Consider the following 12,183-nt stretch of genomic DNA (forward strand, 5'->3'; position numbering starts at 1 on the left):
TAACACAGAGGAAGTTTCTCAAGCTTCCGAGTATAAGGAGCAGCAGTGATGAAGGAACAAAAAGCTAACCGATACATGGAACTTCTGGAAATTCCCCCAGGATATGTAAATATTATGGGCTATGTGGATGAATCAGAAGTTAATGGCCCTGGCTGTCGTGCGGTAATTTGGGTACAGGGATGTTTGCGAGAATGTCCGGGTTGTTTTAATCCGGCTTCTTGGTCTTTTGAAATTAATGATTTAGTTTCTATTGATAGTTTAGTTCACCGAATTTTGAGTAATCCCAAAAATACTGGCGTAACTTTTTCTGGTGGGGAACCTTTTTGGCAAGCTTCGGCTTTAGCAAGTGTAGCGCAAAAGGTACGGGCGGAAGGGTTAAATGTAATGTCGTTTACTGGTTTTACTTTAGAACAATTGCGATCGGAATATGCCCCCGCTGGTGCTCATGAATTGCTGGAACAATTAGATATACTAATTGATGGCCCTTATATGCAACATTTGGCTGTGCATTCTCCTGATTGTCCGGTAGCTTCTAGTAATCAAAGAGTTCACGTTTTTAATCCAGCTTTAAAAGACAAAATTTCTTGGGCGAGTGACCAAATTGAAATTCACATTTTGAAAGATGGAAGTCGAATTGTAACTGGTTATTATGGTCAGTTGCAGTTGGATGAAGCGTGAAAGGTGGGTTGAGTCTTAAGTCTTGTGCGCTAGGAGTTTTGCTGATGCCTTCTCCATTTCCCGGTATGAATCCTTATTTGGAACATCCTTCCCTCTGGGCAGGAATTCATCATCGGTTAATTACAGCGATCGCCAATGACCTCGCCCCCAAGCTTCGCCCAAAGTACATTGTAGCGATCGAGGAGCGGGTATACGAAGTGAGTGGAGATATGGCTCTGCTGGTGGGTGTACCCGATGTCTCCGTACAAAGTTCGCTGTCTTTAACACAATCAACTGAATCCAATCTCGCTGTTGCCTCCACAACAGAGTCAGTCGAGGTTTTGCTACCTTTACCAGAGATTGTGACAGAAGCATACTTAGAAATTCGGGCTGTGGAAACCGAGGAAGTTGTTACCATCATTGAGGTGCTTTCCCCAAAAAATAAACACATAGAAATCGGGCGGTTGCAATACGAAACAAAGCGGTTAAAGATTTTGGGTAGCGCAACTAATTTCGTGGAAATCGATTTATTGCGTCAGGGAAATTCGATGCCAATGGTCGGAAATTTTGGGCAAAGTCACTATCGAATTGTGGTCAGTTCTGGAGAAATCCGTCCGAAAGCTCAACTTTATGGGTTTAATTTGCCAGCTAAAATTCCTGAATTTACAGTGCCATTAAGGGCTGGTGAACCGGAACCAGCGATCGCTTTAAAATCATTGCTAGATGAGATTTACGATCAGGGGAGCTATGACTTAAGAATTGATTACAGCCGCCCCCCAATTCCCGCTTTGTCGGAACCGGATATGGCTTGGGTGAATGAGACATTACAGCAGCAAAGATTAAGATAGTTCGCCATAACAAAAAGCGTTACAAAAAGGAAGTAAAGCAACTTTTAATACACATCTAAACTCAAACTAAATCCCGGTAATACATCTTCTCCTAACAATTCAGTTGGTAAATTTCGCAATTCTACCGCTTGTCCTAAACGATAAATTTCCACTTGTTGCTGTTGGGGATTAATCAACCAACCCAATCTTACTCCTGCATCCAAATATTCTCGCATTTTCTCTTGCAACATTGACAAATCATCTGTTTCTGACCTTAATTCAATTACAAAATCTGGTGCAATGGGGGGAAACTTCCGCCTTTGTTCTGGTGTCAAAGCTTCCCAACGTTCGCGCCTAATCCAAGCAGCATCAGGAGATCGATCGCTACCATTTGGTAACTTAAAAACAGTAGAAGAACTGAAAGTGTAACCGAGTCGAGTTTGCCGATTCCAATTTCCTAAATCAATAATTAAATCAGCTTCTCGATTACCACTTTCTCCGCCAACGGGAGGCATAATAATTAATTCTCCTTTTGCATTACGTTCAAAATTCAACTCGCGGTTATTTTGGCAAAGTTGATAGAATTGTTCATCTGTTAAATCAACTGTATTTAGGTTTAATTTTAGGCGGGTGAGTATCATATTGCCTCGAATACATCACTAAATTTCATAGCTTGCAACACTCGTTGATATGGTAAAGTTACCATATTAGACAATTAGTTGTGATGTAGCGCAAAGGAAAATGGCTAATAAAGTTTAACAATTCAATTATGGCAAAGTTACCTAGAGAAACAACGGAAACAGTATTAAACCTGAAACGACAATTAATAGATATTCTTGATGAAGCTACAGCAACAGAGTTTGTTATCTTTGAAAGTTTTGGAGAGACAGATGAAACTCTCCCATTCTTAGATGAGATGAAAAGTGTAGCAGAACAAGCAACATCCCGGTTTTCTCAACTCTCGGCGCTACAACTTCGGATTGGAGAAGCTCAACCCAATGCCTCTGCTGATATATTAGAGTTACTAGCGCAGGGAATTGCCCAAACCCAACAGAGGATTCCTGCTTGGGAGCGTAGTATCCAAGAGGTGAAACTTGAATGGAACCTGCCATGACTAATCAACCGCGAATTCCCGATCCAGAAACACGGGCACGTCTCCTTAGTTCTTTGCGCCAAACTCGCTTGGAATTGGAAGAGTTTGGTTTACAACTAGAGGAAGTTATTGCGGGATTAGAAAAACAGATTCGTGAGCAAAAGTTACAGCGGATAGAGAAAGCAAAGCAAAAACTGAAGTAAGTCAATTGAAATTACAAGATTTGACTTTTCTCTTAAATAATTTTTCCTTTGCTAATTGTAGAACTGCGATCCTCAGATCTTGCACCTGTCGCTTGAGCTATTAGCCTGCGAATCAATTCGCAGGCTAATAGCTCAAGTCCACTAAAGTGGACTGAAAGCTTTTAATTTCAAATATTGTAGTCCTCTTCAGAGGAGTTTCGCTATTAGCCCGGGACTTGAGTCCCAGGCGGATTTTGGCAGTGGTGCAAGATTTGACGATCGCTCTTTTCCCTCATTATTTAAGCAGTAGTTTGAGTTAACAGTGCTGCAATTTCTTTTTGCACTTGCTCAAGTTCTTGGCGTTTTTGGGCGATGAAAGCTTTTTCAACTTCGCGTTGTTCTACAGTTTCTTTGTGGGCTTTTTCTTGCTGTTCTAGAAGATTTTCGTAAGACGATATGAGATGTTTAATAGCGGTATCAGCAAATTGCATTTCGCTACTAAACGCAGACAAGATAACTTTCTCTAGCTGTTCAGTAATTTCAGTCTGTGAGTCTTTAAATTTCTGTAATCCTATCTCACAAACTTTTTGTTTAATTTGGTTGTGAATACCGTCTACATCCAAAAGTCCGAAACCAAAAGCACCGATTAATCCTGCTCCAACTCCTACTAAGATTGCGGGAATAATAGTCAATGGGCTTAGAAACATTAACCCCATAGTGCCTAAACTGCCCAAACCAAAACCACCTAGAAAACCACCAGCTCCAGAAAAATTGCCATCTATTCCTTTAATCTTTATCATGCCTACATTCAGGCTCAATTCATCATTCATTTGAGTGGTTAGTAATTTTAAATTATCTTGAAGTGACTCTAGTTCGTTGATAATTGTTCTCCTAAGTTTTGATAGTATAGGTCTGAGGATAGAATCTTGCAGTTCATTATTACCCCATTCATTGATTCCTTTTTGTATTTCTCGAATGAACTGATCGACGTAATTTTGAATTAGTTTGTCCTGGCTCCAGATATGACTATGCCCACCATCATTCCATTTTTTACTTTTTTCTGCCATCCGTTCAGGTAAGCTTTTCATCCAGGTATCCCAAGAAGCAGTAGCTTTTTCAAGTGCTTCTTTCTTCAGCTTGGTTGCTAAATTCTGAATTTTCACATCTCGTCCACTGGCTTCGCCAATCTGTTCCCAAACTTTCTGCTTTTCTACTTCAGAAAGATTGATACTACCATTGATAATTTGTTCAGCCTGGTGTAATCCATTTAAACTTGATTCAATCAATTCGGAGGCTTTTTTAATAGCCTGACTAATCTCTATCCAGCCTCGCTCAGTTGTAAGAAATGTTTCAACAGACTGTGTAAAATTTTGGAATGTTTCTAAATATTCATTGTTTGTTTGGTACAAAATCGCCTTCAGAGCAGCCTTAGCAGAAATGTAGTGAATTCTATTTTCATCCGAGGTTAGCAAATTCTTCTGTTTAACGAAACTTTTCAACTTTTGAATTACATCTTGCCGATCTTGTTCCTCATCTAGTAAATCCATGAAATTCACAATAATAAAAAGATTTTCAGCAGGTTCATTTTCCTTACCGCCATTCAATTGAGTTTTGACATCTTGAATTAATTCTTGTTCCTTTTGTGGAAGCAGGTGCATAGCACTTGTGAGGAAAATAGCGGCATCTGTATCTTTAAGAAGTTGTTGAGTAATAGCAGTGCGGTAAGGATGTTCATTTAATCCGGGGGAGTCGAGAATTTCTACCCCATTTCTACATAATTCTAAATCTGGATGTTCAAAAATTATCTCTGCAATATCACTTTGTCCTAACTGTTCACTACGATGATCTCTTGCTTCTTCTTTAGGAATAGATGCTTTAGCTTTGTATTCTTCCAACGCAATCTCTTCTTCTCGTCCATCTTTATAACGACAAACAACGCGCTTTTGCGTTCCATATTTTAAAACAGTAATTGTACCGCTACAAGGAATTGCTCTGACAGGTTGAATTTCTTCTTGCAATAAAGCATTTAATAAGGTTGACTTACCTTGGCTAAATTCTCCGACAACTGCTAATCGAAAACGTTGAGCTTGAAGTTTTTTAGAGATTTTTACTATTTCTGTGGTTAGAGTTGGGGGTAATAGATTGCGATCGCAACAATCCCGAATTACATTGTATAATTGAGCGCAAAGATTATCTAATTGCCGCTTATACTGATTAAACTCTGCTAATTTATGAGAATAATTAGCTCGATTTTGTTGAGTTTCTGGAGTTTGAGATGGCTCAGAAACAGCCGCTTGTTCATTAGTATTAGTTTCAAAAAAAACTTGCTGCTGTTGAGGCTTTTGATTTTCAGATCCGGGAGATAGCGATTCTAGAATATCATTAGCAGCGTTAACAAAAATAGTGTCTAACTCATGAAACTGAGCCGGATCAAGTAAAGATTTAACTTCTGACAACGTTGCTGCATTCACATTTTCTTGACGACTAAAACCAGCTTCTAATACTGCCAAATGAGCAGTTTTAACGCCTAACCAATCAGCAATTACTTCTAAATAACGCTTTTCTCGCGCATCAATTGCCCCATCTGCGGCTGACATTTCATAGCCAAAACTGAGTAACAAAAGCTTTTGGGATTTAGAAAAAGAATTTGTTAACTTTAATAAGTGAGTAGACTTAGTATAATCTAAATTTTCCTTCACTCCCTTAACCATCAATTTGGTTAGTTCACGCACGCCACCTTGAGCAGGAATAAATTTATTGAGAGTTTTTTGTAACCTTTGCTTTTCCTCTTCTGTCACCTGGCTATCAGCATATATTACACCTAGCAGTAATGTTACTAAAGCAGCGAGAAAAATTACGGAAGGAGTCACATCTTCTTGACAGAGCTTCTGTCCAGTAATGTTAGATAACAAGTCAACAGCCTGAGAATCAACCAGTTTAGTATCCATAAACTTTACAATCAAATAGATTTCCCGTAACTATTATTCCCAGTCTCAGCCGAAAATAAACATAGGGTAAATACGGTTATTTTTCTTGACAATGTGAGTTACCCTCAAAATCAGGGGAATAATTAAGGCAGGTGAAAGATGAACACCCGTAAGCTGATATTGGAAATATCGGAATCGCTTTATGAACAGTTGGAGCGTGTCGCAGAGATGAGCGAAGAGTCTAAGGAAACGATCGCCATTAGAATCATCGCTGGGCGGCTACCTTCTGTCGCTAGACAAGCTCAAGAACTTAAAGAAATGCTTGACTCGATAACTCCCGATCAACTGCATGGTGAAATAGGTCTTGAAGAGGCAGTCGATCGTGAATTCATCTAATAGCTCTGATTCCTATATTCCCCAAAAGGGAGACATTGTTTGGATAGATTTTGACCCTCAATCTGGGCGCGAACAAGCGGGTCGCCGTCCAGCTATCGTCATCTCATCAAACATATACAATCGTAAGGTTAGATTGGCTTTATTCTGTCCGATTACTACCAAAGTCAAAGGATATAGGTATGAAGTGGCAATTCCAGAAGGATTGGCTGTTTCAGGAGTAATATTAGCGGATCAAGTTAAGTCTTTTGATTGGCAAACTCGCAGGGCTGAATTTATTTGCAAAACACCCGACGATTTGGTAATACAAGTAATTTCTGCACTGGAAAGACTACTTCAAGAGTTTTAAGTTAATCAACTAATTCTCAATAGTTTTATTTTGTAAAATCCGAATGAGGTAATATGCTACAGTTTGTTTTTACTCCTGAGATTCAAGCTCTGATAGACGCTGGTGTTTATGAGGTTGTACGTAATAATGCTACAGGTCAATTAATTGGTACAGTCAGAGATAAATTAACAGGTAGGTTTGCAGGTAATGCAATTCAGGCTATTGTAATTGATGACCGTTCTCCATTTATTAATATCATTAACGGAGCGGGTAAAGATATTATTGGTAATGTTATAAATGGCAATCCTGTGTCACCCTTATTAAGTGGATTGCAAATGTTTCAAGTTCATAGGGGATTTCAAAAGACTTATGCAGAAATTGATATTGTGAAAGCTGGTATACAATCTCTTCAAGCTAGTGTAGGAGTTTTACAAGCAACTACAGCTGTGATCGGTGTTGGTGTAGCGGCTGGAGTTGTATTATCAGCAGTAAATTTGTGGCAAACAATGAAGCTGAGAGAAGATGTAAAACAGTTAAGGCTTGAAGTCAAAGACGGCTTCATCGACTTGAAAAAAGCATTGAAAGACCAAGGTAACGAAATAATCCAAAGAATTGACGAAGTTGCTGAAAATATCATATTTCAACAACGCCGCCTAGAATTTATTAAAGCTTATGGGCGATTTTTAGCAGCAACTAAGCTAATGACAGATGCTATGTCAATGCAAAACTTAAGTAGTAGAAATAATGACATAGCCAATGCAAGGCTGATGTTAACTGAAGCATTATCAATTTACGACAATCAGCAATTAATATCAGAAACTTGTGCGGCTGGGCAATTGCGTAGATATGAATGTGCTTGGGCGATCGATCAAACCATAGTCTTATCTTACCAATTACAAAATGAACCAGCAGCAGTTAGCGATCGCCTTTCCCAACTCCAAACTAAAATCCGTCAAGATACCCGAAAAGTTATTGATAGCTGCGAAACCGAAGAAGAATTAGATTTTCTCTTTCCAGAAATCACCCGCATTCACGATCACGACTTAGCGGTATTAGAATCTTGGCAAAATCATATTGATTGGCTACGCACCTTACCAGAATCAGAACTAAAACTGCTGGAAAGTGCCGAATTTAACCCTTCAGAAATCGCCCAAATTTCCGCCACCAACTCAACCACAACCGCTTTAGAAATTCCACCAGAAATCCAACTCTATGAAAGCCTAAAACAAAAATCTCATCCTGAATCATTATTAGACCAAATGAGATTGATGATGCAGCCAGAATTACGGGGACAATATGAATTATATGTGAGTGAGCAAAGTGCGATCGCGCAACACAAAACCCTCACCCAACCCAACTTACAACAAGCCTCAAATTTAGCGATCGCAAACCTCTATTGGTACTTCAAACACAGAGAACAAACACCAGCACAAATATAGGCATAACCAACCACTAATCCAATAGATTCTCCAGGGTGCTTTGCCAACACCCCTGACTCGTTCGATCGATCGGGTTCAGTTTAGATTCTTTCATCTTTTTATGCTTATATTTGCATAAAGTAACAAAACATACAGTTTTGTAACAAATTTAATGAGTTAATAACTGTAGACCATCTTTTCCCCTGACCCAGAACTCACTTATGTTTGACTTAACTGCTGCCGACTACTCCCTCTTATCCTGGATTCAACAGTCTGGAGTAGCTGCTCACTCGCTCTCCATCGGCTTTCATCCGGGATGTTTAATGGTGCAGTGTCAAACTCTTGAAGATGCAACTAAGTTGTGGGAACTGCGCTCCATCCTCCAACTTTCTGACATTGAATTGTGCTTTCGAGTCAATGGCGTTTTCTACATGGCTACAGCCATTAGATAATTGCAGAATTAATCAAAACTAAACCTGAATGAGCTTTTGGCTTTGTCCATTCCTCTTCATTGGCGTGAATAGTCAAAAAAGCGATCGCGTAGTGTGCAATTAAGCGCATCGCTAATAGACAAAGCCTAAATTCAGGAAATGTCACTATTGTGGGTTTTCTACTTGAGTTTTAATCGTTTGCCAAACAGATAACACTCCATCAATCCATCCTTGTGCAAAGGTAATCCGGCAAGGGGGATCTACTTCTAGTAAGTAAGCAAAATCCGCATCCAAATGGCGTGCTTGTTCGGGACAGTCTTTCAAATCCAGGTAAGAAAATAGATAGTCGAGCACATCTTCATCGAGGGCAGTCGCGAGAGACTGAACTCGTTCAAAATGGCGGAAATCTTTGTAGGACAACTTAGCACTGGAACGAATCCCTAATTCAAATCCTTCTTGACGAACTTTGTTGAGGAGAACTTTCTTTTCTGTTTGAAGGCGTTGGACTAAATTTTCGTCTTCGGCGGCTTGGACTTTCAGTTCTTCGATTGTAATAGCCATCTCTAATGCCTCCTGGCATACAGCGGAAATATTGAAGCGTTGCTTAACGGGTTGAAGTCGGGTAAACAGTGACTCTGGAACTGCTATGGTGACTCTTTGACTCACAACTCCCTCCCGCGTTTCTGTGTACTCTTATACAGTAGCAAGATTAATTGCATAATTGCTGCTAATTAAATAATTTGTTACATAACATACAGAATGACCTGGGAAAGTATGCAACAGGGGGACACGAGCATAAGGCAGTGGCGCTCTCATACTCTGGCTTCAAGTGATTTGGGATTACGATTAGACATCTCCAAAAAACCTTGTAGAGACGTTATATATAACGTCTCTACAAGGTTTTCAGGTAATGCACCTTTAATTGCTATCAAAAAAAAATGGGGACACTTCTGCCCCCCCAAAACCTGTAACTAGTTCTACATCTTACCGATTAGCAGTCGCAGCAATTTTTGCTTCTTGAGCAGTTAACCGTTCGTAAGTAGCACGCATCTTCAAACCTGTCAAGACTTGGAACAAACCAGTTCCATTATTAGAACCAGGATATTCCTTGTGTTGTAACAACAGGTGGGTTAACTCACCGTGATACTTGGCGGAAGTCTTACTCAAATGGTTTTCGATATAGATTACCTGTTCCAAATTCTCGAATTGTCCATCAACTTCCAGAATTTCTGCCTCATGACCATAATAAGCATCAGGCCCATAGTGCATTTTAATTCCAGGATAGGAACAAGTCAGCTTATTGCCACAGGGAATCCAATCAATAGTCGAACCTTCATCAAATAGGTAAGCAGGCTCAAAACCTTCTACACCAACTTTCTGAATCAGACGCACCCGCAGGATTTTACCTTCCTTGTCGTCCTTAATCAATGTGGTGGGTAATACCTGAATCACAACATCAGCGAACTCTCTTTGAGGTTCGATGTAAGCGCTAAAATCAGGGCGACGAGAATTGATTGCAGCTAGTACATCCTCATAAGTGTGACCCCGTTCCGACATATCGCGCTGAATCTTCCAAGCAATCTTGACTTCTTCGCTAATGTCGAGGTATACACTGAAGTCGATGAGCGATCGCACCCGTTCATCATACAAAGGATGCAGCCCCTCAATCACCACAACATGATTTGGCTCAACTAACTCAGGCGGATCAATCATGCCGGTTTCGTGATTGTAAATCGGCTTATTGATTGTTTCGCCATTCTTGAGCGCCTTGATCTGCTCATACATCAGATCGAAATTATTGGCTCTCGGATCGAGTGCAGTAATCCCCGTTTCCTTGCGCTGCTTTCTATCCAGACAATGATAATCATCCAGACAGATTACCGTGACAAACTCTGTGCCAAACAAATCAGTGATACGGCGCAAAAATGTAGACTTTCCACACCCGGAGTCCCCGGCGACACCAATTAGCACCACGCGATCCGGCTTTTTGGTCATAGCTTCCCTCTTTCGATTAAGATTCTTTACTAACTGGGTCAAAACTTCGAGCTAAAATGACAGCCTATGAGTCATCCCGGTTGACTGGAAGCGCTACCTAAAAAAAAAGCAGCTATTACCAATCCAACAGAAGCAGTCTGGCATCTGCCCCCAAGGGAAGACTCAAGCCTTCAAGTAAGTATTTAATACTACTATTACTGGAATATCTTACCAGAGTGGGATTACCTCTACAAGGCATAAACAAAGTGGAATCATCTAGCTCAGTATTTATGCTAAGGGTTGTTGTGCATTTTTTCTAAAAAAATTGTGAAACTGCTTCGCTAGTAACATTCTTTAACAAACTTACCTTGTAGGGTGAAGGAGAATCTGGAGCCGGATTTTTCCATGCCTTTGGTTTTAGAACTGTGGTCATAGCCTTAAACTATAAATTACTGCAATTTCTCAGATCTAGTTCAACAACGAAAAAATGGGGGGCTAGAACTGTCATGTGGTGCGAAGGGGCACATTGCAGCAGCAGCAAATTTATTTTCAGTTCGGAGAGATCGAAGCAATGTACAATCCAAGCGCAGCTGGTGGTGCTGCCAACACACAATCTGGTAACCGCGTCTTTGTTTACGAAGTGGTAGGTTTACGGCAGAACGAAACAACTGACCAAAACAACTACCCGATTCGTCGCAGTGGCAGCGTGTTTATCACTGTGCCCTATAACCGCATGAATGAAGAAATGCGGCGGATCACACGCCTGGGGGGTCAAATTGTTAGCATCCGACCTTTAAGCGCTCTTGACCAAGGGAATGGAACTTCCGCGCCGGAGACAACCAATGGACTCCAGCAAGAGAAGAAAGAAACCAAGCCAATGACTCAAGCGAAGGAAAAAGAGAAAAAGGACATTCCGGTTAATATTTACCGTCCCAATGCTCCTTTTATGGGCAAATGTCTGTCCAATGAAGAGTTAGTCCGTGAGGGTGGAGAAGGAACAGTCCGTCACCTGAAGTTCGACCTCTCAGGAGGCGATTTGCGCTATCTCGAAGGCCAAAGTATCGGTATTATCCCAGCGGGAACTGATAAAGACGGCAAACCTCACAAACTTAGACTATATTCGATCGCATCTACTCGTCACGGCGATGACTTAGATGATAAGACTGTCTCCCTCTGCGTGCGCCAACTAGTTTACAAGCACCCAGAAACCGGAGAACAAGTTTTCGGTGTTTGCTCTACCTACCTCACTCAACTAAATGTGGGTGATGAGGTGAAAATTACAGGGCCAGTAGGTAAAGAAATGCTCTTACCTGAAGACCCAAAAGCCAATGTAATCATGATGGCTACTGGTACAGGTATTGCTCCTTTCCGTGCTTTCCTGTGGCGGATGTTTAAGGAACAGCACGAAGATTACAAATTCGAGGGTCTAGCTTGGCTGTTCTTTGGTTGTGCTTATACTCCCAACATCCTGTACAAGGAAGAGTTGGAAAAATTACAACAGGAGTTCCCAGATAACTTCCGTCTCACCTACGCCATCAGCCGCGAACAAAAGAACGCCAAAGGTGGCAAAATGTACATCCAAGACCGGATTGCGGAAAACGCTGATGAACTTTGGAATTTGGTGCAAAAACCCAACACCCATACCTACATTTGTGGATTGAAAGGTATGGAAGGCGGTATCGACGAAGGTATGTCTGGTGCAGCTGGTAAGTTCGATGTAAATTGGACCGATTACCAGAAGCAATTGAAGAAAGAACACCGCTGGCACGTAGAAACCTACTAATTTTTAGTTTTTTACTCTCAGCATTTTTTGGGGTGGGCGTTGCCTACCCTATTTTTTTAGCTACAGGACTTTGTAGGGTGCGTGGCTAGGCTACAATCCCGATTCTCCCAGTCATACCAAATCCGGGTTAGTTACCCCCGTTATTTTTGAGGGGAAGGGGGAAGGGGGAA

At 40.9% G+C, this 12,183-nt stretch carries 14 protein-coding genes; 9 read left to right on the plus strand and 5 right to left on the minus strand.

Features of this window, described 5'->3' with window-relative positions; all coding sequences use genetic code 11:
- Window positions 1-48 precede the first annotated feature (48 nt).
- Together ACE1CI_RS08295 and ACE1CI_RS08300 are read left to right on the plus strand one after the other, a co-directional pair.
- Window positions 49-678, plus strand: a complete 630-nt coding sequence (locus ACE1CI_RS08295; RefSeq protein ID WP_413266653.1) for a 4Fe-4S single cluster domain-containing protein — start codon at window positions 49-51, stop codon at window positions 676-678.
- A 44-nt stretch (window positions 679-722) separates the two neighbouring features.
- On the plus strand, window positions 723-1,505 hold the full coding sequence (locus ACE1CI_RS08300) for a DUF4058 family protein (RefSeq protein WP_413266652.1): 783 nt from the start codon (window positions 723-725) through the stop codon (window positions 1,503-1,505).
- A gap of 44 nt (window positions 1,506-1,549) precedes the next feature.
- On the opposite strand, the gene ACE1CI_RS08305 is transcribed toward ACE1CI_RS08300, so the two are convergent.
- The gene (locus tag ACE1CI_RS08305) at window positions 1,550-2,125 is read right to left on the minus strand and encodes a Uma2 family endonuclease (RefSeq protein ID WP_413266651.1); all 576 of its coding nucleotides are present in this window, start codon (window positions 2,123-2,125) and stop codon (window positions 1,550-1,552) included.
- A 128-nt stretch (window positions 2,126-2,253) separates the two neighbouring features.
- Here ACE1CI_RS08305 and ACE1CI_RS08310 point away from each other — a divergent pair, with 128 nt between their 5' ends.
- Window positions 2,254-2,598, plus strand: coding sequence for a hypothetical protein (locus ACE1CI_RS08310; RefSeq protein WP_413266650.1), 345 nt, complete (start codon window positions 2,254-2,256; stop codon window positions 2,596-2,598).
- A complete protein-coding gene (locus tag ACE1CI_RS08315; RefSeq protein WP_413266649.1) occupies window positions 2,595-2,780 on the plus strand; it encodes a hypothetical protein in 186 nt (61 codons plus the stop codon). Before ACE1CI_RS08310 ends, ACE1CI_RS08315 begins: the two co-directional genes overlap by 4 nt.
- Before the next feature lie 278 nt (window positions 2,781-3,058).
- Here ACE1CI_RS08315 and ACE1CI_RS08320 read toward each other — a convergent pair whose 3' ends face one another.
- Window positions 3,059-5,707 (minus strand): dynamin family protein, encoded by a 2,649-nt coding sequence (locus tag ACE1CI_RS08320; protein WP_413266648.1) that lies wholly within the window; start codon window positions 5,705-5,707, stop codon window positions 3,059-3,061.
- Window positions 5,708-5,845: 138 nt separating this feature from the next.
- Here ACE1CI_RS08320 and ACE1CI_RS08325 point away from each other — a divergent pair, with 138 nt between their 5' ends.
- The 4 genes from ACE1CI_RS08325 (at window position 5,846) to ACE1CI_RS08340 (ending at window position 8,277) form a co-directional block, all read left to right on the plus strand.
- The gene (locus ACE1CI_RS08325; protein WP_413266647.1) at window positions 5,846-6,082 is read left to right on the plus strand and encodes a hypothetical protein; all 237 of its coding nucleotides are present in this window, start codon (window positions 5,846-5,848) and stop codon (window positions 6,080-6,082) included.
- Window positions 6,069-6,428, plus strand: coding sequence for a type II toxin-antitoxin system PemK/MazF family toxin (locus ACE1CI_RS08330; protein ID WP_413266646.1), 360 nt, complete (start codon window positions 6,069-6,071; stop codon window positions 6,426-6,428). The genes ACE1CI_RS08325 and ACE1CI_RS08330 overlap by 14 nt, the downstream gene beginning before the upstream one ends.
- Before the next feature lie 53 nt (window positions 6,429-6,481).
- Window positions 6,482-7,846, plus strand: a complete 1,365-nt coding sequence (locus tag ACE1CI_RS08335; protein WP_413266645.1) for a hypothetical protein — start codon at window positions 6,482-6,484, stop codon at window positions 7,844-7,846.
- 200 nt (window positions 7,847-8,046) lie between these two features.
- A complete protein-coding gene (locus ACE1CI_RS08340; protein ID WP_413266644.1) occupies window positions 8,047-8,277 on the plus strand; it encodes a hypothetical protein in 231 nt (76 codons plus the stop codon).
- Here the strand turns inward: ACE1CI_RS08340 and ACE1CI_RS08345 are convergent.
- From ACE1CI_RS08345 to ACE1CI_RS08355, 3 genes are all read right to left on the minus strand, one after another.
- Entirely contained in the window at window positions 8,270-8,422 is a 153-nt protein-coding gene (locus tag ACE1CI_RS08345; protein WP_413266643.1) for a hypothetical protein, read from the minus strand. The two genes, ACE1CI_RS08340 and ACE1CI_RS08345, sit on opposite strands and share 8 nt — an antisense overlap.
- Window positions 8,422-8,817, minus strand: coding sequence for a hypothetical protein (locus ACE1CI_RS08350; RefSeq protein WP_496615338.1), 396 nt, complete (start codon window positions 8,815-8,817; stop codon window positions 8,422-8,424). Before ACE1CI_RS08350 ends, ACE1CI_RS08345 begins: the two co-directional genes overlap by 1 nt.
- A 423-nt stretch (window positions 8,818-9,240) precedes the next feature.
- A complete protein-coding gene (locus ACE1CI_RS08355) occupies window positions 9,241-10,251 on the minus strand; it encodes a phosphoribulokinase (RefSeq protein ID WP_413266641.1) in 1,011 nt (336 codons plus the stop codon).
- Window positions 10,252-10,801: 550 nt separating this feature from the next.
- Here ACE1CI_RS08355 and cpcD/petH point away from each other — a divergent pair.
- Complete coding sequence (gene cpcD/petH / locus ACE1CI_RS08360; protein ID WP_413266640.1) at window positions 10,802-12,013, plus strand: bifunctional rod-capping linker CpcD/ferredoxin--NADP reductase PetH; 1,212 nt, start codon at window positions 10,802-10,804, stop codon at window positions 12,011-12,013.
- Window positions 12,014-12,183 lie beyond the last annotated feature (170 nt).

It is taken from the genome of Floridaenema flaviceps BLCC-F50 (genome assembly GCF_041929275.2).
Lineage (GTDB): Bacteria > Cyanobacteriota > Cyanobacteriia > Cyanobacteriales > Aerosakkonemataceae > Floridanema > Floridanema flaviceps.